General features: G+C 67.5%; 16 protein-coding genes and 3 pseudogenes. 11 read left to right on the top strand and 8 right to left on the bottom strand.

Going from position 1 to position 21,954, the window contains the following annotated elements:
• Positions 1–107: 107 nt before the first annotated feature.
• The 4 genes from ACFZDK_RS54365 to ACFZDK_RS54380 are packed head-to-tail and all read right to left on the bottom strand — an operon-like array spanning position 108 to position 6,968.
• Entirely contained in the window at positions 108–1,178 is a 1,071-nt protein-coding gene (locus ACFZDK_RS54365) for a hypothetical protein (protein WP_390986505.1), read from the bottom strand.
• Positions 1,171–4,089, bottom strand: a complete 2,919-nt coding sequence (locus ACFZDK_RS54370; protein ID WP_390986507.1) for a CHAT domain-containing protein — start codon at positions 4,087–4,089, stop codon at positions 1,171–1,173. The genes ACFZDK_RS54365 and ACFZDK_RS54370 overlap by 8 nt, the downstream gene beginning before the upstream one ends.
• The gene (locus ACFZDK_RS54375; RefSeq protein ID WP_390986509.1) at positions 4,086–6,227 is read right to left on the bottom strand and encodes a tetratricopeptide repeat protein; all 2,142 of its coding nucleotides are present in this window, start codon (positions 6,225–6,227) and stop codon (positions 4,086–4,088) included. Before ACFZDK_RS54375 ends, ACFZDK_RS54370 begins: the two co-directional genes overlap by 4 nt.
• 3 nt (positions 6,228–6,230) lie before the next feature.
• Entirely contained in the window at positions 6,231–6,968 is a 738-nt protein-coding gene (locus ACFZDK_RS54380) for a hypothetical protein (RefSeq protein ID WP_390986512.1), read from the bottom strand.
• A gap of 383 nt (positions 6,969–7,351) precedes the next feature.
• On the opposite strand from ACFZDK_RS54380, the gene ACFZDK_RS54385 reads away from it, so the two are divergent.
• From ACFZDK_RS54385 to ACFZDK_RS54405, 5 genes and pseudogenes are all read left to right on the top strand, one after another.
• Positions 7,352–10,417: a CHAT domain-containing protein gene (locus ACFZDK_RS54385; protein ID WP_390986514.1), complete on the top strand. Its 3,066-nt coding sequence runs from the start codon at positions 7,352–7,354 to the stop codon at positions 10,415–10,417.
• A gap of 58 nt (positions 10,418–10,475) precedes the next feature.
• The gene (locus ACFZDK_RS54390) at positions 10,476–10,835 is read left to right on the top strand and encodes a CATRA system-associated protein (RefSeq protein WP_390986517.1); all 360 of its coding nucleotides are present in this window, start codon (positions 10,476–10,478) and stop codon (positions 10,833–10,835) included.
• A complete protein-coding gene (locus ACFZDK_RS54395; RefSeq protein ID WP_390986520.1) occupies positions 10,828–12,333 on the top strand; it encodes a CATRA conflict system CASPASE/TPR repeat-associated protein in 1,506 nt (501 codons plus the stop codon). Before ACFZDK_RS54390 ends, ACFZDK_RS54395 begins: the two co-directional genes overlap by 8 nt.
• Before the next feature lie 564 nt (positions 12,334–12,897).
• On the top strand, positions 12,898–13,980 hold the full coding sequence (locus ACFZDK_RS54400) for an integrase core domain-containing protein (RefSeq protein ID WP_390986523.1): 1,083 nt from the start codon (positions 12,898–12,900) through the stop codon (positions 13,978–13,980).
• Between the two features lie 286 nt (positions 13,981–14,266).
• Positions 14,267–14,374, top strand: a pseudogene (locus tag ACFZDK_RS54405) (IS5/IS1182 family transposase); the annotation flags it as partial.
• A gap of 7 nt (positions 14,375–14,381) precedes the next feature.
• Here ACFZDK_RS54405 and ACFZDK_RS54410 read toward each other — a convergent pair.
• Positions 14,382–15,080: a DUF6461 domain-containing protein gene (locus tag ACFZDK_RS54410; protein WP_390986525.1), complete on the bottom strand. Its 699-nt coding sequence runs from the start codon at positions 15,078–15,080 to the stop codon at positions 14,382–14,384.
• 11 nt (positions 15,081–15,091) lie between these two features.
• Positions 15,092–16,036: a hypothetical protein gene (locus tag ACFZDK_RS54415; protein WP_390986528.1), complete on the bottom strand. Its 945-nt coding sequence runs from the start codon at positions 16,034–16,036 to the stop codon at positions 15,092–15,094.
• 446 nt (positions 16,037–16,482) lie between these two features.
• On the opposite strand from ACFZDK_RS54415, the gene ACFZDK_RS54420 reads away from it, so the two are divergent.
• From ACFZDK_RS54420 to tpg, 5 genes and pseudogenes are all read left to right on the top strand, one after another.
• Positions 16,483–16,761, top strand: a complete 279-nt coding sequence (locus ACFZDK_RS54420) for a hypothetical protein (RefSeq protein WP_390986530.1) — start codon at positions 16,483–16,485, stop codon at positions 16,759–16,761.
• 16 nt (positions 16,762–16,777) lie between these two features.
• A pseudogene (locus ACFZDK_RS54425) lies at positions 16,778–17,164 on the top strand (transposase); the annotation flags it as partial.
• 91 nt (positions 17,165–17,255) lie between these two features.
• A complete protein-coding gene (locus tag ACFZDK_RS54430) occupies positions 17,256–17,831 on the top strand; it encodes a hypothetical protein (RefSeq protein ID WP_390986533.1) in 576 nt (191 codons plus the stop codon).
• A gap of 179 nt (positions 17,832–18,010) precedes the next feature.
• Positions 18,011–18,585, top strand: a pseudogene (locus tag ACFZDK_RS54435) (transcriptional regulator); the annotation flags it as partial.
• Positions 18,586–18,679: 94 nt separating this feature from the next.
• The gene (gene tpg, locus ACFZDK_RS54440; protein WP_390986536.1) at positions 18,680–19,153 is read left to right on the top strand and encodes a telomere-protecting terminal protein Tpg; all 474 of its coding nucleotides are present in this window, start codon (positions 18,680–18,682) and stop codon (positions 19,151–19,153) included.
• 106 nt (positions 19,154–19,259) lie between these two features.
• Here the strand turns inward: tpg and ACFZDK_RS54445 are convergent, their stop codons facing one another.
• On the bottom strand, positions 19,260–20,153 hold the full coding sequence (locus ACFZDK_RS54445) for an alpha/beta hydrolase fold domain-containing protein (protein ID WP_390986539.1): 894 nt from the start codon (positions 20,151–20,153) through the stop codon (positions 19,260–19,262).
• A gap of 320 nt (positions 20,154–20,473) precedes the next feature.
• The gene (locus tag ACFZDK_RS54450; protein ID WP_390986542.1) at positions 20,474–21,067 is read right to left on the bottom strand and encodes a hypothetical protein; all 594 of its coding nucleotides are present in this window, start codon (positions 21,065–21,067) and stop codon (positions 20,474–20,476) included.
• A gap of 330 nt (positions 21,068–21,397) precedes the next feature.
• Between ACFZDK_RS54450 and ACFZDK_RS54455 the strand changes: the two genes are divergently transcribed.
• Positions 21,398–21,664 carry a hypothetical protein gene (locus ACFZDK_RS54455; protein ID WP_390986545.1) on the top strand — a complete coding sequence of 89 codons (267 nt, stop codon included), beginning with the start codon at positions 21,398–21,400 and terminating at the stop codon, positions 21,662–21,664.
• Positions 21,665–21,954: the final 290 nt, after the last annotated feature.

The following is a 21,954-nucleotide window of genomic DNA, read 5'->3' on the forward strand; positions in this document are numbered from 1 at the left end:
GTCGAACCTCACACACCATCAGGATGGTGCTCTCAACGAGTCGACGCCACGGACCAGTTGGCCCGATCAACGGCTACGAAAATCTTGTATGAGCCTAGAGCCGCACCCTACATCGACCTCATCGCGGTGGCGAGAACGATCAGCGATTGGTGGCTCAGGTCCTCGGTCAAGACGGATAGCTTCGCGTGGGCGTGCTCAGGACAGTAGGCACGGATAGCCGCGCGCAGGGCGGCTGCGCGGACGGTGGGGTTGGTGACGATTTCCACCAGCACGTCGATGGCGTTGAGTAAATCCCTGATCTGGAGCTCGCGCAGCTCGGCGGTGGCGAGTTCGTCGGCAGCTGTCAGGAAGTAGAGATCAATTAGCTCCCCGTTAGGGGTGATGAACTCCCCGCGCAAGCAACAGCCCAGGGCCCGGCAGAAGGTGGCTGGCAGGTTGTGACCGGCACGGACGGTAGAGAACGTGCGGGTAGCCCACTGGACAGGATCGGCCGTGGGATGCAGCACCGGGGTGGCGCCGAGCGGCTCGCTGGGCGAGATCAAGGTGGTCGTCAGTATGAGGTCGGCGTACTCGGCCGGGAGTTCACCGAAGGAGCGGATGCCGCCTTCCGGCGTCTCGACCTCGTAGGCCGCCTGGAAGCAGGGGACGATGGGCTCGTCCGCGGTGGCACCGACGGCGTCTGCCAGCCTTTGCATGAGTGGGATGAGTGCTTGGGCGCGGCGCAGCGACATCAGCGTGGACAGCATCGAGCGACCGTCGACGTGTCGTAGGGTGTTGGCCCCCAACAGCCTGTCGACGTTCGGCTGATAAGTGAGGGTGACGCCCTCGTCCTGCGGTTCCAGGTAGCGGTGGAGGATCTCTGCATCGGCGGGCGCCGCGACAGCCAGAATGGCCAGTTCTCCGTCGGTCTGCTCAGCGATGAGGCGGGGCACCAGTGGCGAATCGAGCTCGCGCAGGGCGATCCGCTCCTCCTGGGCGTCGACGATCCCGGCAGAGTCCTCGGTGAGGTCGTAAACGAAAATCTCCATCCGCGCGTCGCCGCCGTTGTGGAAGAGTTCCGCGCTCCAGACGGTGGAATGCTCGCGAGCTCTCGTTTGAGCGAGCGTAGAGGTGATCTCGCCGAAGCCGGACGAGGCGAGAAAGACCCCAAGGCGCTCGCGGATCGCGGTTTCATCCATGCCGGACACCCCCGATGGCCACGTACGGGCCCCAGTAATGGGGGTGAGCAAAACGCGGTGAGTCCAGCAGGGACAGTTGGGCCCGGCGCAGCGCGGCGGCCGGGTCGTGGCTCCTGGCCGCGTACTCGGCGTAGAAGACCGACATCAGCTCTGTCGTGGAGGCGTCGGGCACCTCCCACAGGGTGGCGACCACGGCTCCCGCGCCGAGCCCCAGGAACGGACGGACCAGCCCCATGACCTCGTCACCCGGCAGACGGTCGTGCCGGCCGGTCTCGCAAGCGCTGAACACCACCAGACGGGGGCGGAAGGGCAGGCCGATCAGCTCGTAACCGTACACGGGTCCGTCAGCTAGGTAGAGCCGCGACAGCAGGGCGTCGTCGGGATCGAACTCGCCGTGGCAGGCGAAGTGCAGCAGATCCACCTGGCCTTCGAGGCCCAGGAGCGCCTCCCGGTTGGCGTCGGCGTGATCCAGGCGCCGCAGGCCGGGCAGCGCCCGCGCCACAGCGTCGAGTTCGTCATTCACACAGGTGAGCGCTGCCAGCGGCGCGTAGGACGCCAATTCCAGCCCAAATGCCAGCGAGAGTTGCCCGCTCTCGGGTACGGCCAGCCGTTCGCCGGCCCGAGCCGCCATCGCGGCGTTCGGTGCAAACGTCACCGGGAGTCTTTGGACCAGGTAGCTCCCGTCGCGGCGGCGCAGCGCCGGGAACGGTACGGAGTGGAGCACGCCATGAGGGATCACCAGTACCCTGGCGGCCTGCTCCAGCAGGTCTTCGACAGGCGCCAGCAGCCCCTGGTAAAGCTCGGTAAGGCTGTGCGGCGTCCCGCGCACCTGGCGTTCTCCGGCCCATACTTCCAGGTAGGCGCCGACATCCTCTGGGGTGATGTCCAGCGCCGGGATGGGTGCTCCGCTGCCCTCGTACAACGGCACGAGCGTGACGCGCCCACCTGCGCAGAAGTAGTGCAGCAGCAGCGTGCCGCCGGTGGCCAGACGTCGAACCTGCTCGGGTGTGGCGGCGGCACGTGTGGACACCGAGAGAGGACGCCGCCTCCGGTAGACCGCCGCGAGCCGCTGTTTAACCGGGCCCAGCTCGTCGGGCGCCCAGGGGTCGGTCAGCTTGCGGCTGAGCCCTCGCACGATGCGGGTCCGCAGTGCACGGGCCTCGTCGCGATCGGTCAGACTGAGCTCGTTGGGGTCGGCCGAGTTGGCTGAGACCCGGTCCAGCAGGGTGCGTGCTTTGGCCCTCTCCAGGGCGCGCAGCGCCCCTTCTAGGTTCCCAGCTTCGAAGGCGGCGCGCAGCAGTCGTTCGTAGACCAGATCCTGTTCGGTCAGCGCGAGCAACTGCAGCTCCTCATCACGCAATCGGGCGCGCAGGCCCTCCTGGATGTCGGCGGCGCGCTCAAGATCCGCCCCCCATTCGGCGCTCTGCGCTCCGATGCTTTCCTTGCGCCCGGCTTCGGCCAACAGCGCAGCGAACAGGGTCGCGTGCTGATTGCGTAGAGCCGCCCCCTCGATTGCGTGCTTCAGCGCGTCGCCACAGTCGAGGCCGAGCGCCGCCTGGGCACGGGCCTTGCGCAACCACATCTCCGCGCCCAAACCCCGGCCCCGCCGTGCGGCGCGCGCGGTGCTCACCGCGATGGTGGGCTGCCAGCTCGGGACCGGGCACCCGTGCCACCACTCGCGCCAGCCGTCGACGAACACCGGGCTGAGCAGGGCCTCCAGCGCCACCTCGAAATGCTCGAGGGCGGCTTGCGGCTCCCCACGGGCCAGTGCGAGATCGCCGCGCAGCTGCGACAGGTCCGGCTCGCCCGCCTCCGCCAGCTCGGCGAGCCGTTCCGGCAGGGAATCGGCCCATGGATCGGCCAGGATGTCCCGCTCCAACCAGGTCCGCCGGACCTGGCGATCGAGGCTGCCGAGATCGGGGGGGCCGGTCCCCCTACGGCGCAGCAGCGTGTCGACCAGCGCCCGCTGTGCCCGCAACAGCTCATGCTCCAACGGCTCGGGGAGCAAGTCCAGTGCCTCGGTTAGCCGGCCCTCATCGATGAGCACGCGCACTGCCAGCGCGCTCACCTCAGCACGGCGCTCGGGGTCGTCCGACTGCCACCAGGAGTGGGCGCGCAGTTCGGCCAACGCCTGGTCGCACCGACCCACGCGGTGCATCGCGGCAGCGAACCACAGCCGTCCCCGCTCGAACGTTTCGTAGCCGTGACCTCTGGCTACGCCCGTGAGCGCGTCGCTGAGGATCTCAATGCCGGATTCGGCCTCGCCGAGGCGCACCAGCGCGCTTCCGAGCTGGATGGCGGTGAGTGTGCGGAGTTCCTCCGAGCCCGCCTCGCGCAGCATCGCGCCGAAGCGGGCGATGACGACTGCGATCTGCGGCAATGGATCGGCCTGGCTCAGTTCATCGCACAGGCGGACCAAGACTTGGGCCGTCAGGGCGCCAGGGCGCAGTGTCATGCCCTGGACGGAACGCGTCGCGGCCAGGGGTTCGAGATCTTTCTGCAGCATGTCGAGAGCGCGTTCCGCGCGTGTCGTGGCCTGCTCGGTCCGCCTGTGGGCCAGCAGGACCTGCGCCGTGCTCAACAAGGTGCCAGCGGCACGTACATACTCGCCCGCCTCGGACAGATTCGCGGCCGCCTGGTCGGCGGCGGTGAGCGTATCGTCGCTCAATGCGCGCACGAGTTCGATGCTGGCGAGCATGGCGTTGCGCCGCCGCACCACCGCCGGCCCGCCACCGGCCAAGACTGCGAGTTCGAGCACATGCAGCAGCCCCCTGGCGAAGGCCCGCTCCTCCAGGGTGTCGGCCAAGCGTAGAAGATGCGCGACAAGGTGCTCGCGCTCGGCCGGCTCGGTCAGGGCGACGAACTCCTGCTCGTCGCGCGCCGCCCCGACGCGTTGCCATAGGTCCCTCACAACCGCTCCTCTGCCAGCAGGGAGTTCGCGTGACGCACGGCGCCGCCGTAGCGCGGCTCGCCGGGATCCAGACGAGCCGCTGCCTCGAACAGATCGCGGGCCTGGATGAGGTTGTCTCGGCTGCGGATGCGCAACATGCCCAGCTGGTAGAGCGCCTCGGGATGCTCCGGGTGAAGATTGATGAAGTATTCCAGCGCGCCCGTGGCCAAATCCGCGGCGCCGGCGTCGGACAGGCCGCGGCTATAGGCAATGAACGCGTCGACGTCGTGCACGATACTGATCAGACGGAGTGCGGCCTGAAGTCCTGCCATTGGCCGCCGACGGTGGGGCGCGAGCGTTATCGCTTCTGTGAACGCCGCCACCGCGTGACCGAGCAGACAGCTCTCCCGGTCGGCGATGATGCCTCCGAGCAGGGCCGGGTTGGCCATACCCGACTCGGAAGCCACCCGATGGCAGAACTCTCCCAGCTGCGTGAGCGCATCGGCGCGCAGCGACCCGTCCATGTCCGCGAACCGCCGGAACTCCGAGAGTGTCTCCTCCACCAGCGCCCAGGCACCCTCCCAGTCGTCGCCAAGCCGGGTCACAGAAGCCTCGGCCAGCACCTTGCACAGCGCTCCCTGTGTTGGCCGGCTATCCGGGTCTAGCCGGGTGGCCTCCCTGCTCTCTCTGACTGCGTCGTCGCTCCGGCCGAGCACGCCGTACAGCAGGCCGAGCGCGATCCTGGGCACAGGGTCGAACGGGTCGTCGGCGACGGCCTGCTCGTAGCGCTGGCGGGGGGTGTCGAGGTCGCCGAGCGCGCGCCAGGAGTTGAGCATGTTGCGATGCAGATTCACCCATCGGGGGTTGATTTCGAGTGCTCGTTCGTACGCGACCAGCGAGTCCTCGTAGGCTCCGGATTCGTTGAGGACCAGGCCAAGCTCGAAGTGGGCGGCGAAGCTGGCGGGGTGACTGACGAGGAACCGATCGATCACGGCGTGCGCCGCCTCGAGTTCGCGCACCGACACCATCGCCTCGACCTCCCGCACGAAGGCGAACTCGGTGTCAGTGAACTCTGGCCCGTCCGGCAACCGGGCACGCACGTGGGGCCGCTGGCGTACCCCCGCCTCGGGCTCGTCGTCCATCAGCAGGTCCAGAGCCACTGCCTTGCGCCAGTGGCCGAGCCGCATACGCAGGTCACGCAGGCGGCTGCGCTCGGCACGGACCGCCTGCGGATCACCCTGCCCTTCGGCGACCCGCACCGCCTCCTCCCGGCAGCGCAGCGCTTCGTCCCACTGCTCGAGGAACTCGCAGGCCGAGGCCAGGTTGCCCAAGTCCATGCGTAGCGAGTGCGGGTTGCCCGTGCGGTGGGAGAGCTCCAGCGCCTGGCGATGCAGTTCGGCCGCCGCCTCAGCATCGCCTTCGCTCATCGCCACGTTGCCGAGGTTGCCGATCCAATCGCTCTGATCCTGCACCAGGTCGCCGGAACGGGCAGCCGCCAACGCGGTGGAGAACGAGGCGCGGGCCAGCTCCAACATGTCCAGACCCATCCACGCGTTGCCCAGGTCGCCGTAGGTCTTGCTGAGCTGCCGCGGCTCGCCGACGGTGAGCGCCAGTGGCTCGACCCGCTCGGTCAGCAACGTCAGCGACGGCACATGTTCGCCCATGGCGAAGTGGCAGGCCACGGCGCTGGTGAGCAGATCCCACTGCCGCGCCGGGACGTCCGAGTGGCGGAATCCTTCGAGGAAGGCTGTAAGCGCCTCGGTGTAGCGACCCTGGTCGTAGCACGCCCTGCCGATGATCTCCCACATCTCCGTGCCGCCCTCGGCAGCAAGGTGCCGCACGACCTCTTCGGCGTCGCCCGAGCGGCCGGCGACCAGCAGCGCACCGGCCAGGCGAAGGCGGATCTCATCGCGCATCCGCGAACCGTTCCGCTCGGCCAGGTCGAGCACCAGGCTGGCCAGGGAGATCGCGCGGTCAGGCGCGCCGCCAGCCGTCATGTCATCGACGTCTTTGAGGAGTTCGGCGAACAGTGAGTCATCGATCGCCTCCCGTAGCAGAGGGTCGCTCAGTACCTCGGTCTCCGACTCACCGAACCGAGTCAGATCGTAGATGATCTCCACCGCCAGCGTCCGGCCCAGCGCGCCCCTCGCGAACAGCATTCGTCACCGCTCCCGAGGGCAAAGCGGGAAGACCAGGTCACGTAGCCTGTCCCCGCTACGCTTGGTGATCAGCGGTACCGCAAAGGGGATGTTCTTTAGCTGCGCTTCGGCCGATACCGACAGCGAGGCTGTGGCATAGGCCCCTGCCGGCACCGCCACCACCAGGACCAGGAAGATGTCGCCGATCACCTCCGGAACGACCTCCGTCCGGGCGAAATGCCAGGCAGGCTCGGAGCCAAAGCGGCCGAATGTCATCACTCGGTAGTGGATGCGCTCGGCCTCTATGCTCGCAGAGCGGTTCCCGGAGAGTCCGGGCAGCGAAGCGATGGTGAGATCGGCCCCCACCTCCACCGCGTGCACCCGCTTGAAATGATCCTCGGCCCGCTCGGGAAACATTCGGCACGCCACCGGCCAGCAACCCTGGTCTGACTTCAGCGAGAACTCCACTCGCAGCCAGTTGAACTGGCAGGTCGGATCGGGGCGGCAGTCAACCGTGGTGAAGACTGTGACGAAGTCGCAGTCATGGCCAGGTAAGTCGAGCTGGGCGAGGCTGTCGGCGTCGAGCGGCTCGGTGAACGGCCGTACGACGGGCTGGCGTACAGCGACACGGTTGCGTTTGGTGAGCATGAGGCGCAGCTCGGCCTGGTGATCCCGGCCGCGGGATTCCTCGAGGAATTGCTCCGGAGGCCGAAGTTCTACCTCGAACCGATCCTCGGGCAGGGCAGAAAGGTCGATCAGCATTCCGCTCCCCACGTTGGCGCCACCCACACTAAACACCCACAAGATTCGGTTCGCTAGTAGTGCTTGGTCAGGTTGATATCGGTTCTGGCATGTCGCGGTGACAGATGGGGCAGGCGCCGGTCCAGACCACGAGGAGTAACGGCAGATCCCTGCGCGTGGCTGGTTGGCTTCTGCTCCTACCCTCTATTCCGAGCCCAACGCTGCGGCCGCCTCGGCGTTGATGTCGTCCGCGTCCATGGCTGTTGCCCTTCCGACGGCAACTGAGATGATCTTGTCCGGCCCGGAAACGTCCGACAAGGCCCCGATGACCTGGCATGACACCAACAAACGGCGGGTGCGGCAAGCAGCGCCCATGGGTCGGTGTTCATCGATACCATATGGGTATGGGGGGCTTCCGACTGACCTTTCTGCGTGCCCGCGCGGTGAAGCTCATGCGCCGGTATGAGTTCACGGGTGACCCGTCGGCGCTGCACCAGGCGACGGCCCTACTGCGACGCGGCACCGACCGGGGCAGCGGCGAGCACCGGGCCGCACTTCTGGGGACCTACAGTCAGGCCCTGACCGAGGAGTTCCGGCTGACGTCAGATGCCGCACTGCTGGCCGACGCGGTCGACGCGGCCCGGGCATCGGCGGCGATGACCCCGCCGGGCTACCCCTACCGGGCCGCCCGCTACCTTGCCCTCTGCACCGCGGCACGCCTGCTCTTCGAGCAAACCAGCGATGTCGAGGCCCTTGAAGAGGCCATAGACGCGGGCCGGCAGGCGGTGGACGCGTCCGGTGCGAGGGAGCTTCCCGTCACCTACAACGCTCTCGGCAACACGGTCCTCACGCAGTATCTGCACACAGGGGCACCAGACGCCCTCGACCGTGCGATCTCGGTCTGGCGCGAGGCACTCGGCCGGACGCCGCCCGAGCACCCGTTCCATGCCTCGCTGCTGGCCAGCTTCAGCGCGGGCCTGTTCCACGCCTACCGGGCTTCCGGAGACCTGGACCTGCTCGTCACGGCCGAAGAGATCGGCCGCGAGGCGATCGGCGCGCTGCCCGCCGGAGGGATCACCTGGGCGATGGCGGTAGGCAACCTGGGGATCGTGCGACGCAACTTCTTCATCCACACCGGCAGCCTTCCGGCGCTGCTCGAAGCAGTGCAGCTGGGCCGGGACGCCCTGCGGGCGAGCGGCGACCGGCAGGACAAGTTCCGGTTTCTGACGAACCTGCAGATCGCCCTGTTGACCCTACACGCTCGCACGAATCAGCTCACGTTGATCGAGGAAGCCGTCGACGCGGGCATGGAGGCCCTTGACTCGCTGGACATACAGCACGCCAGTTGGTCGATGGTCGCCAGCAACGTCGTCCTCACGCTGAAGGAATACGCCGAACGCGGCGCTGCCAACGCTGCCCTGGACGAGGCGATGAGACTGGGCGAGTACGCGTTGGCCTCGGTCCCGAAGGGGCATCCCACCAGGATTCCGCTGCTGGGCGCACTGAGCCAGGTCTATTTCGCCCGGTTCGAGCTCGGCCACGACGAGCAGATGATCCGCGAAGCGGTAAGGCACGGCGAACTGGCGGTCGCCGAGACACCGCCCGACCATCCCCTGCGTGCCGGCACGCTGATGCTGCTCTGTCACGTCCTGGAGATGCAGGGGCGCGTGCTCCACGACGACGAAGCCACTCGACGCACGGTGGCCTTGGGCAGGGAGGCCGTCGATCTGCTACCGACCGGCCACCAGGCGATGCCCGAAGCCCTGAGCATGACAGGAGCCGGACTGCTGAACCTCGGTTCGACGGACGAGGCGCGGCAGTTCTTCGAAAAGGTGATCGGACTGCCGGCGGCCATGGCGGTCACCCGCCTGGGAGCCTACCGGGGCCTGGCAGCCTGCCATGTCCAACAGGGGGAGCCGGAACGGGCGTTGACTTTCTTCGAGGAGGCCCTGGCCATCGCCACAGTCCTGAGCCCGCGAGTGCTGCAGCGGGCCGACCGGCAGTTCCGGCAGACCTTTCTCGACGGACTCGCGCAGGAGTCGGCCGCCTGCGCCGTGCTGGCGGGCAGGCCCGAGCGAGCGGTGGAGCTGGCCGAACAGTTCCGCGGCATCCTCCAGGCGGAGGCCCTGCAGCTGCGCCAGGACCACCGCGCGGCCCGGCGCGACGCCCCGGAACTCGCCGACGAGGTCGCTCGGCTGCGCGAGCGCGAAGCCGACCTCGAGTACGCCCTGTGGGGCGATCACCTGTCGGTCATGGATCCCAAGACGGCGGAAGCGGAGACGCAGCGGCTGACCGCCGACCTCGCGGACGTCACCGGCAGGCTCTCCGAGGTACTCGCCCGGATCAGACAACTGCCAGCTCACGAGGGCTACTTACGGCCCCTGCCGTTCGCCAGGCTCCGTCGGCAGGCCAGCGACGGGCCCGTCGTCATGCTGTACAACACCGAGTGGCGCAGCGACGCCCTCATCATCACTACCGACCGCCTGGAGGTCCTCCCGCTTCCCGTCCAGGGCCGTCACACAGCGACCATGACCGGCGTCAAGCTCCTTGAGGCCTGGGTCGCGGCCGCCACGGCGGCAAGCAGCGCCAGTGAAGTGCAGCAGCCGATGCGCGAAGTGCTGGAGTGGACCTGGGACAACGTCACCGAACCGGTCATGCGACACCTGGGATACCCGCACCGGCCGACTGATCAGCAGCCGAGGATCTGGTGGTACCCGTTGGGCGGGATGGCCCACTTGCCGTTGCACGCATCCGGTCATCACCACGAACCAGGCAGGTCGGTGCTGGACCGGGCGGTCTCGTCCTATGCGACCACGTTCCGCGCGCTGGAGTTCGCCCGGCGGGAAGCCCCTGCCGCCGGGGCAGCCGACACCGCGCTGATCGTGGCGATGCCCGATACGCCGGGCCAGCCTCGACTGCCCCACAGCATCCGGGAGGCCGGCCGGATCGCCGGCCTGATCCCCGAGTCGGAGCAACTCGTCGCCGTCGACGCGACCCTTGCCCGAGTCCAGGACGCCCTGCCGCGGCACCGTATCGCTCACTTCGCCTGCCATGGGGCGTTCAACTCCAGTGATCCGGGCGACAGCCGGCTGATGTTGTCCGATCACGAGACGACCCCGCTGACGGCGGCTTCCATAGAGCAGTGGGAGCTGCCCGAGGCCGAGTTGGCCTTCCTGTCGGCCTGTGTCACCGCGTTGACATCCGGGATGCTCGCCGACCAGGGCATCCATCTCGCTTCGGCGTTCCAGACGGCGGGCTACCGGCAGGTGATCGGCACGCTCTGGCCGGTGCCGGACGCCACCGCACTGATGATCGCCGACTCGTTCTACGAGCGGTTGACCGGCGGCGGCACGTATGAGCCGCGTACCGCCGACGCGGCCTGCATCCTGGCCGCGTCGGTGCAGCAGCTGCGCGCCTGCAATCCTGAGGCCGTCTCCAGTTGGGCGGCCTACATCCATCTCGGCGCATAGCCGGCCATGACCACCGGATGGACAACCCGGCGCCGCGGGCATCCGGGACTTCGATACCGTGGAACTCCCTCGGCTCCAGCGGAAGGCTGACGGCGTGGATGGTCACTGGCTCGACCGGCAGATGCTGGCGGACGTCCTGCACTGGCGGGTCGGCCCACCCATGTGGGAGCAGATCGAGCAGTTGCTGACCAGGGTCACTGCGAGCCTCGACGAAGGCGATCTGACAGGGCTGCGCCGGGACGTGACCTACCTCGCGCTGCTTGGGCCGTCGCGGGTCAGTACACCGATCAACCCCGATATCGGCGACAGCGATCAGACGCGGACAGTGCCTGCTCACGTCGCCGAACTCGTCAACACTCTGGTCGACCGGCTCGCCCCCGACCAGTCCGGCACGCCGGCCCAGCAGCCCGGTGACTGACGCACCGGCGCAGCCCGCGCTGCTGACCCATCTGTGGTACGCCGTGGACGACGTGAGGTGGGCAGGGGCGTCCGCGGCGGCACTGTCGCAGGCGTGGGCGGCGGTGGCCGCACTGGGCCTGGACCGGCCCGTTCCGGACCTGCCGGGTGAGTTGCGACCACCCTTGCCGCCGCTCTACCCCGAGCGGCTGACCGTGCTCGGCGCCCGGGCCGCCGAAAGGCCCGGCATCGAGCAGGCGATCGTGGTGCAGAACCATGACGTGATCACGGTCAGCGTCATGCTCGCACCCCGCCCGGACACCTCTTGGGCCGACCTGGCCGGGCGGTGGGAGGCGGTCGCGGGCTCGGCGATCACTTCGGCCGCGCGGGGCACGGCCACCCTGTTCATCGGCCAGACCGCCCACGATCTGACTTCCCTCGAATCGGTCGCCGCCACCGCACGCGGCTACGGCCCGCTGCTGCCGTCCGTCGCCGACGGCCGGTGGGCCGATCAGGCGATACGCCTCCACGACGGCATCTGCCTGTGGGACCTGCCGTTGGACGCCGACGACACAACGGCGGCGCACCGCCGACTGCTGGCGCTGTCACCGACCGCTGCGGAGGCCAGCCTGGACCGGTGGCTCTGGAGCGGCCCGGATCCGGGCCTGGTGCCGTTCACCCGCTACCTGCTGCACGCCTGCAAACTGCGCTACGAACACGCGGTGCTCGTACGCGATCTTGAAGCGCTGCGCTCCTTGGCCCGTGAGTCCGACGCCCTGTGCACATCACTGACCAGGAACCTGGAGCGCGGCACAGTGCCACCGGAGCGGCTGCGCGACACCGTCCGCGCCCTGACCGGCCTGCAGACCAGCGGCACGGGGCTGCTGGTCGCCACCAGCAAGCTGCAGGCCCTGGACACCACGGTTCGCGCCGCCCAGCAGAACATGGCACGAGCGATGGAGACGGCGCCGGTCCATACGGCACCGGCCCTGGGCAGCGATCAGCAGTTGATCGACTGGACCCTGCAGCAGGCCGACCTCGAAAGTACCTATCTGCGGGCGACAACCGACCGTGTCAGCCACGTCCTCACGCTGACCAAGGCCGCCGTCGACGACATGCGGCGCAGCAGACAGGAAGCCCTGACGCTCCTTCAGACCTCGCTGCTGGGCGCCCTCTTGACAGCACTCGCCGCGACACAGAGCCTCCAGTACAAGCCGCCGCTGGACGCCGGCCTCTACCCGCCGGTGATCGCATTCCTGACGGCGGTGGCGCTCTGGCTACCGGCCGCGGTGCTGTACTGGCCGCCGGGTTCCCGTACCTCCGCTCGCTGGCGTGCCATGGACAGCCTGACCTCCGGACTGGTCGGCGGCAGCCTGGCGTGGCTGGCCGCCGAGATGTCGGCGCAGCCGCCAGCTGGGCTCTCGGCCGCGATCGGGGCGCTCGCCGGGGTGGCCGTCGCGGGGGTGACCTGGGTACTCGCCGCCAGGCGAACTAGGCGGCTGCGGCAGTCGGACGCATGATCCGAACACGGCGTGCGCGCAGCCGTTGTCCCCGTGACCAGGGTCGCGCGAATCGAGCTACGCGAACTGCTGCGAAGCTTGTCCGAAGAGGTTCAGTCCGTCGATCCGGAAGGCGCTCCCCGGTGGATGCGCTCCAACTTGGTTCAGGGATACGCCAGTCTTCCGGTCGAGCTGCGGTGGAGGTGAGCCGCTCCGCGTCGCGGCTCAGTATGGTCCGCGACGGCTTTCGGTGACCTGAGGTGCCGACGTTTCCGGACAGGAACCCTGTGCGTGCCGACAACCTCCGTCACCCTATGCGACCTGCGTGTACTCGTGGATCAGGCCGCCGAGGCGGTCACGCCGGAGGATGCGGGATGAGGCGTCGACGGCGGGTAGTTCGGGTGCGCCGAGGCCGTCGGGGCACCGTTGTCCCAGTGATCGGTGAGGCCGATGCTCGTTGTGGTGATCGGCGTACTCACCTGTGGGTGCCGGCAACCCTGTCACCTGTGCTGAGCTGCGGCTTCAGGGTCACGATGGGATCACATCGAAGGTGTTCGCGAGCCCGTCGGCGCAGGCTTGGGAAGCGTGACATTCCGTCTGGTCTACCGATTCGGCTGCATCCTGCCCGGCTGGCTGCGCCTGCTGGCCCGCTCCTCTGCGGCCAAGGATGCCGAGATACTGGTGCTCCGGCGCCAGCTGGCCGTCCTGCAGCGCGGCAGCCTCAAGCCAGCCTTCACCCGCGGGGACCGCGCGGTGCTGGCCGCCCTGCTCCGGTTGCTGAGCAAGCGTCACCGTTCATCGTTGAAGCTGCTGGTCACCCCGCGTACCGTGCTGCGCTGGCACGAGAGGCTGGTCGCGAGGAAGTGGACCTACCCGCACCGAGGCCCGGGCCGTCCGGCCAAGCCCGAGGCGCTGCGTGCCCTGGTGCTGCGCCTTGCTCGCGAGAATGACAGGTGGGGGTATCGCCGGATCCACGGCGAACTGCTCAACCTGGGCTGGAAGATCGCCGCCTCGACGGTGTGGAAGATCCTCCAAGAGGCTGGGATCGACCCGGCGCCCCAGCGCGCCGACCGCTCCTGGGCTCGATTCCTCAAGGCTCAGGCCCGCGGGATCCTCGCCGTCGATGTCTTCCACGTCGACACCGTTCTCCTACGGCGCCTTTTCGTCCTGTTCTTCGTCGAGCACGGCACCCGGCGCGTCCACATCGCCGGCGTCACCCGGCAGGTCACCGCCGCGTGGGCCACCCAGTGCGCCCGAAACCTCCTCATGAGCTGGGACGACGCACGCGGCGAAGGCGTCAGATACCTCATCAGGGACAACGCCGGCTACTTCACCGAGGGCTTCGATGCGGTCTTCACCGCCGTCGGTGCCCGGGTCGTGCCCATCCTGCCGGGCGAGCCCCGGATGAACGCGATCGCCGAGCGCTGGGTCGGATCCTGCAGGCGCGAGGCCACCGACCGCGTCCTGATCACCGGGGAGCGGCACCTGCGGCTCGTCGTCGGTGAGTACGCCGATCACCACAACGAGCATCGGCCTCACCGATCACTGGGACAACGGTGCCCCGACGGCCTCGGCGCACCCGAACTACCCGCCGTCGACGCCTCATCCCGCATCCTCCGGCGTGACCGCCTCGGCGGCCTGATCCACGAGTACACGCAGGTCGCATAGGGTGACGGAGGTTGTCGGCACGCACACGCTTGACCTTCTCGGCGACCGGCCGAGGCAGGTCGCACCGCTCGGCCAGCCGGACGGCCGGGATCAGCCCGGCATGCGCGATCAGATTCGGTTCGTCGAACGCGGCGAACACCGTCGCCGGGCTGTGGGAGGATTTCACTTACGAGGTGCCTTGCTGGTTGGGCCTGACGGAAGCGTGAGAACTCCCATCATCCCAGGTCAGCAGGCACCTCTTCTCGTCTCCTTCTCCAAAGGGCACCCGTCACACGGTGGATCGAGGCTCAAGACCTGGCGAGTGCTGCGCAAGCCGCGATGCAGCACCACCCGCATCACCAGCCTCGTTCACGCCGTCCTCGCCCTCCACATGGCCTGTTCAAACCAAGGTTGAAAACCGCTCAGTACACGCCTGGGATGCGGGCGGCTAGGAGGCGGGCGTCATCCACTTCTTGAGGCATAGCGCATCCCAGTCCTTCCTGAATCCTCCGCCTGGCGATTTCGTAGGCGTCTGACCGGTCGCCCGCATCGACGGCTGCCCGGAAACCGGTGATGTTTGCAAGCACCTCGGGCCTCTTGCCGTAATCCTGCTCAGGGAAAAGGGGATCGAAGGAGGACAGAAGTGTTCCGTTCTCCGCGTACGCGATCCACGTAGATCCGGTTTCACGCAAGGAAAGCGCGGTGGTCCCCTGGGAAACCGCTGAGATCACTTCATCCCGTGCAAGGTAGGAGCCGTAGGGCTCGACAATGAATGACCAGTCATTGTGCGTACCAGAGCGAACCAGGGGGCCACTGAGGTCGAGAAAACCGCCGTTGCGAAGCTCATCAAGATCGAGTTCAGGTACGTCGTCTTCCTCGATTTCCTCTCCCTGGGCTTGAATGATCTCCGCTTCCAGGCGGTTCAGGGAGACGCGGGTGGCTGCTCTGCCTGCCGCCCTTGACAGGAGATCAGCGGGGAGGATGTGCCTGGCGAAGATTACGCAGTAACCAGCGTCGTAGAGCTGAGAGTTGGGGAAAAGTCTGCCGTTCACGAAGTTCCCTCGATTGCTGTGCCGGGCGGTCTCGCCGGTCACTATGGCGAGACCGCCCGGCTCGGGCATGGGTCTATGAGCTACTTGTTGCCGGCGTCCACCCAGTACGGGTCATTGTTGATCAGGCGGAACTTTACCGCTGCCCTGCCGAGGTCACCACCAACGCCTTCGTTGTCGACCTTCGTCATGCTGGCTCGGGCGCACTTGGCTGTAGCAGGAGGCATTTTGCCTTGGTTATATCCAGGCCACGTGAGGGACAGGTACTGCTGGCCTTCGATCGTCTGCGAGACGACCATGTACTGCTGGCACTGCGATCCCGAGGTGACGCCTTGCTGCGCGCCGCTGTTCTTAGACTTGGCGAAGGGATATTCGTCGCATTGCGCCGGCTTTGGTGTGCTCGGGTCAGCTGTGAATGTTTTGTCGCAGATTATTCCGCGATTCTTCTGCTCGATCGTGGCGTCCGCCTCCCGCCTCAGCGGCTCCCCGTGCCCCTCCCAACCTGGGTGGCTGGACATGCTGGCCTGGGCCATGCCGATGAACTGGCGCGCGAGATTGTACTTTGTGTCGATCACGAAGGTGGGGGTGTAGTTCTTAATGACGCAGCCTGCGTACGTGCCGATTTCGTTGTCGCAGCGGACGTCGTACTGGCCGTCTCCGGGCTCATTGTCGCCCCCCCAACGGGTGGTACCGCTTGATCCGCCGATATTTACGGTGAGTTCGTAGGTCATCATGAATTCCGCGTTCTTCGTGTCATTAGTCCACGAGCGGGTCCATGTTCCGTCGATGGACTGACCGACGGCGATAGGCCGAGGGGTGCCCCAGGGCTGCGTGTCTGCCTTGCACCAGCTTGCACCGAACGAGCATTCCGAGTCGACCTGAACGGTCATCGCATCAGATGTGATGTCAGCAGAGCTGAGGTGGAAGTTCATGTACTCGGTGAACTCGGTGGAACTATTGCTCGGGTCGATCTCCTGCTGGACGACCCCATAAGCCTTCCCGAAGATCATGCCGGTGGTTGTGTCCATGAGGACGATGATGAGGTCCCGCTGGGAACAGACCGACTGACGAGTCACATAGACTTGGTTGTTCGGCATGATGTCGCACCACACGGCCGTGGGTGCACTAGATGAAGCGAGTCCTTTTCGTTCGGTGGACGCCTGCGGCTTCCCCCATTCGAAACAAACTGCCTTCCGCTGTCCGACCTTTCGCATCGCAGCCAATCCGCGTTTGGTCTCATCGCAGTTCGACTGTCCACCCGCGACGCTAGGCGCTTTGAGTGTCTGGAAATCCGAAGGTCGATCTTTGGCGACAGGGGCAGAGATGGTCGTGTTCCCGCTCGTCGTCGCAGTTGCCGAGCCTAATGAGGCGCCAGAGGCCGCTGTAGCGGGCGTTTGCAGTGCCAGAATCGACACTGCAACAGCAGCCCAAAATCTCCCCCATCTCATATGAAGTTTTCCCCCAAATCCATTGCGTGAGCCAGATTACCCACGTCGAAAACCAAGGCAACCACGGGGTGATCAAAGAGGTCAACGGCGCCTTCCAGACAAAGATCGCGCCAGCGCAGCCGCTACCGACGACACATCAACTGGTGCCGACCTCGTATATGGGGCATTTATTTCTCTTTCCGACCGCACCGCAGGTTGGCAACTCGGGTAGCCGCTGCTCAGCCGGACCCCGGTTGGGAGTCGGCGGCATCGCCACGGCTACGCCGCAGACATTCACCGTGGCCTCCTGGTCGCTGATCACATGACGACCTCACACCGACACAGTTCATCCCCGTGCTGGAGAAGGTGCGTGTCCGGGGGCCGGTCGGCCGTCCTCGCACCCGACCCGACGCGGTCGCAGGGGACAAGGCCTACGCGTCCCGAGGCAATCGCGCCTACCTGCGGAAACGCCAGATCAAGGCTGTCATTCCGGAGAAGAAGGACCAGGCTGCCAACCGGAAGAGGAAGGGCCACAAGGGCGGTCGGCCAGTCAGCCACGACGCTGACCAGTACAAAGAGCGCAACACCGTTGAGCGCCTGATCAACAAACTGAAGGCCTGGCGAGGTATCGCCACTCGCTATGACAAGACACCCGCGAGCTACCTCGCCGGCCTCCACCTTCGCGCCTCGATCGTCTGGATCAAGGACCTCACGCGGACCGCTCCTTGATCCAGCGAGGTGTCACGAAGACTGTGTTGGCCGCACATGGCCGGCTGATATCCGGTCGAAGGTGGGCTGGTCATCATGTTGGATGAGCCGCATGAACGAGCATGCTGCAGTGCGACTTCGTCAGGCCATCCGCCGTATCGAAGAGGCCACTCGTGACCGTACCGCTACGGGGTGCCGACCGGAGGACGCTGATGACCTCACCGGAACGTTCGCCACAGACGGGGCACTCGGTTTTGACCCGATCCCCTTCCTGCGGGCCCTGCACGAGGCCGGCTCGCACGCGATGGTCATCGGCCAGGTCGCTGGCATCATGCACGGATCCGCCGAGCTGACCGGGGACCTCGATCTGCTGTGGGACGGCACACCTGCGCAGGCCCGAGCCTTGCGAGATGCCCTCGCCGCGGCTGGCTGCACCGATCTACCCGACCTCGACCGAGCCCAGGTGGGATACCAGGTGACCGGTGCCGCCGGGGATCTGTGCACGCCTGCCTTGCCCTGGGGCGACTTTGATGTCACCGACTGCCTGACTCGAGCACAAGGCGCCGACGACTCCTCCGGATTCACGATCCGCTACGCGTCGCTCGACGACCTGATCCGAATGCGGCGGGCCATCGGACGGCCGAAGGATCATCGCCGCGCCGACGAACTCGACCGCCTGCACGCCTGAACACACCATGCCGACGGCGAACGATCGAGGGCGCCCCGCCCGGGTGAGGCACTGTTCAGCGTGGCGGTCCCGGCATCCTTCGCTAGAGCCACCAGCCCAGGGTTCCCGAGCAACTGCTGAATCAAGTCCTGACTTGAAGCCGAATCCCGCAGAGTGATCACGGCTCGATACGCGCCCCAGACGCGTGGTATATCCGGCTGCGCGACGCCTACCTGGCCACCATGCAACGCCTTGGCGTCAGTTCCGGCATGAGCGAGCTGGACTTCCTGGCCGCCATGGTGCACCACAGGCACGCCGACGAAGCGCGGGCGCTTGTCCTCTCCGCAATCAAGGTGACCGTCGAGGGCGGTCTGGGCAAGCTCCGTGAACGCCGCAGGGCGCCGGCTACCGGCCCGGCGAGCGCTGGCCCGCCCTGGATCGTCCCACCTGGCGTCCCGGCATCCGCGCCGCCGTCATCTCCAGCGCCCGCGTCAGCATGCACCGCAAGATGCTCGGGCTCGCCGGTGTCGGGCTGTTGCCGATCGCCGTGCTGTCCGACTGCGCCGTCTGCCTCTCCGACGGCTTCAGCCCTTTGGACTTCCTGCCCCGCACTCAAGGGGGCAGGCCGCTGCCGGGCGGCTTCCGTCTCCGGGTGAGCCCCGGCATGGTGAAACGCGAAGGCGCCCAGTCGCTGATGTGGGCGGCTCGGGTGCTGGACGAAGGACACTATCCCGCCCGGCACACCAAGGGCCCCGACACCGCCGCGGGCGGGGAGCAGGAGGCGGTGATGGGCATCTTTTGCGTCAGCCTCGACAAAGCCACCGTCAGCGTCTTCACCTGCCCCCTTGCCCAAATCCTCCCGCGCCCAGATGCGGTTCCTCGTCAAAAGCACCAGGGGCACCCGGGCCGCAGCCGAAGCGCTAGGCGTCCCCCAGCGCACCGTCGAGCGCTACCTGACAGGCCAGATCAAAACCCCGCATCCGGACCTTGCCGCGCGCCTCGCGGACGAAGTATGCCGCCGCTGGCAGCCCCGAGTACGCGAACGGGCCAAGAGACAAGCCGCCATCACCGGGGGCATCACCATCGAAACCCGCGCCCGGTTCGGCTTCACCGCTGCCCCCGGCACCACCGGCGACGCCCGCATCCGCTTGATCACCCAGCACCTGCCGCCCGATTACGCAGCCCGTCTCTTGGACGCCCACGCCGCCGGCGCCCCTGACCAGCAGCTCCGAGAGATGGCCGCCGAAGGCCTGCAGGAGATCTACTTCAAAGACCGCGGACGGCGCGCCCCTGGCCTGCAGGTGGCTCTCACCGGCATCGACTACATCGAACTGGACTTCTGACCTTTTTCTGTGCCCCAAGCCAGAGGTTCAGGCCGGCTGAGCCGAAGCACGACAGGTGTCGCCTGGGCAGCGTGTTGTCACAAGGGCTGTCGGCTTCTGTCGGCGGTCAGGCGGTGAGTGCCGTGCGCAGGGTGGTGGCCATCAGGTCGATGGCTTCCTTCCCGGCCGGTACCGGGCCGGTGTGGGTGAAGTAGTGGTCGGCGCCCTGGAAGCAATGGTGGGTGACCGGAACGCGGGCGGCCTCCAAGGCTTTGGCGTAGGCGTCGCCCTCGTCGCGCAGGCGGTCGTTCTCCGCGGTGATGACCAGGGCGGGCGGCAGTCCGGCGAGGTCGTGGGCCAGTCCGGGCGACACCAGCGGATGGGCGAGGTCGTCGGGATCAGGGACGTAGGCGGCGGTGAAGACCCGCATGAGCTGAGGGGTGAGCAGGGGCTTGGCGATGGGTGACTGCTTGGTGGCCGGGTCGGCGAGCTGGTCGAGGGGTGCCGAGTCGATGATCTGGAGGCGTGGGGTGAAGGTGCCGCGGTCCCGGGCGGTGCGGCAGACCGCGGCGGTCAGGTTGGCCCCGGCGCTGTGTCCGCCCACGGCGAGTCGCGAGCCGTCCCAGTTGTTGGCGGTGCCGTTCTCGGCCGCCCAGGCGGTGACGTCGTAGGCCTGGGTGACGGGTACGGGGTACGGCTGCTGCGGGGCGACGGCGTAGTCCACGTTGATCACGACGCAGCCGGCCGTGGCGGCTATGTAGCGGCAGATGTGGTCGTCCTGCTGGGGGCGGGCGATCACGAACCCGCCGCCGTGGAAGTTGACGTACACGGGGGCGGGGGCTGCGGCGGCGGCCGACGGGCGGTAGACGGTGCAGGTCACCGGTCCGGCGCCGGTCTCCACCCGGATGGATTCCGTGCGCTTCGGGATGTCGGTGAAGCGCAGGTCCTTGTGCACGCGGCTCATCATTCGGCCGAGCAGCAGCTGGACCCCTCTGGCCTGGATGCTGGGACTGAATGACATGACCGGCCTCCATCGCTGCAAATTTCAAGTATCAGGATTCCTGATGATGGGGGCTCGTCGCTGATCACGCAAGGGGGCATCACGAGCCGGCTGCTGAGGGCGGATGGACGCTCCAGGCGTAGCGTCCCGCCTGTTCGCCGGCTACGCCCGCCACCCCGGTGTCGAAATCCCGGTGCCCGGCCCCCGCTTCGCCGGCCGCGTTACCTGCATCCTCACCGTCAACCCGCCCTGGGCTCGCCCAATGCAGCCCTCATAGGCTCGACGGTCTCAGCCTCGGCCGCGTTCTCACTGGTCATCGGTGCGTCTTCCATGATCGGGAGTTACCCCGAATTCATGTGTGCCCTGGGTGGGGGTTCTCGCCGGCTCCGCAGACAGGTGGCATCGACGACGAAGCCGGCGAGAGTCAGGGGGCGCGGGGTTATGAGCGCTCGGAGATGTCGTAGACCCGCTCGTCGGCGATGGTGCGCGGCCTCGTGGAACTCCGCGAGCACATCGAGGAAACCGGTCCGGCCCCACACCGCCAGCCCCACAACGGTGACGCCGACCGCCGTGATGTGCACAGCACCGGTGAGGTCCCGGCACGAGGCCGCGCGCATCGCCGACTCGTCTCCGCGGGCCCACGCCCGCGTCGCCTCCGCCACGGCGAACTCGTAGTGCGGTGGGGCCGAGACGGCGATCTCGTCTGCCCGCCGCACCAGGTCCTCCAGCCGCCACGGCCTGCCGGTCAGCTCCATGATGCTGATAGTGGAGCGCAACAGGCCGTTCAAGATGGCGTACACCTCCAGCGAGCCGCCCGCGTACAGGCCGTCCAGCGCCTCGCGCACCGCGGCGGGGTCGTGGTGCGCGTAACCCCGGACGACTTCCAGAGCCCGGTCGCGGGAGGTCTTCTGCGCTGCGTCGCTCGTGTGAATCACCCTAGGGACGCCGAGTCGCGAGCGGATCGGTCTCTCGACGCAGTACGCCTCGGAAGAAGGCACTACGACCACCGGCCGCTCCCGGGCAGGACGGGTGGGCGGGTGCAACCGCACATCCGGTGCACGCCCCGAGAGCATGCAGGAAACCGCATGAGGCCGCCGACTGCATGGTGCCCGCCGACGCTGATGGCGCTGTGGGAGCGGGCCGGCAGGCCCGAGGGCGCCGTCGTCGTCAGATCGCGCACGCGTTACGGCTGCTGAGCCTGGTGTGGGGGGTACGCGGCGGGGTGCGAGCGGCACGCCGCCGACCGGCCGGAGGGTGAACCCGTCGTGAGTCAGAAGTCCATGGAAGTGGCGGCGGGCCTGTCCCCGTTCGCGATCGCCTTGCCGTCGGGCATGATGCCCTGGCCCGCCGACCTGGCCTTGGCCTTGTCCGGACCGCTTGTCTACCTGCTGCACCGGTTGTGGATGCACCGACTCGCCTGCCGCGCGCTGGACCACGCCGCATCTGACGATGTTCCCGCCGTTGTCGCGTTCGGCAGTGGACAACGGCCCTTCCCCGAGCCTGCCCGCACCGGGAACGGTCGACCCACGTGAGTGGCACCGTGCGTGATCTCCGGGGCGGACCATGGTGCATGCGGTTCTGCCTGTAGCAGCGCAGGCCGAACTGGTCGAGGTCCGCGCAGCGCTGCGGGCTCAGTTTCGCGTCGCGGCGGCGGGTGCTGTCGAGGAACGCCCGGAGCTTGATCGGGTGGCTACGGCGGGGGTCTATGTTGTCGTCTGGTGGGCTGCGAGGGTGTGCCAGCGTCGTTGGAAGTCGTTGGTGTGGGTGGTGATGTGTGTGGGGGTGATGGGTTTGTTGTATTGGGCGGTGATGCCGCGGTGGG

Origin of the sequence: Streptomyces sp. NPDC007901, assembly GCF_042959465.1 — a bacterium.
Classification (GTDB): Bacteria; Actinomycetota; Actinomycetes; order Streptomycetales; family Streptomycetaceae; genus Streptomyces.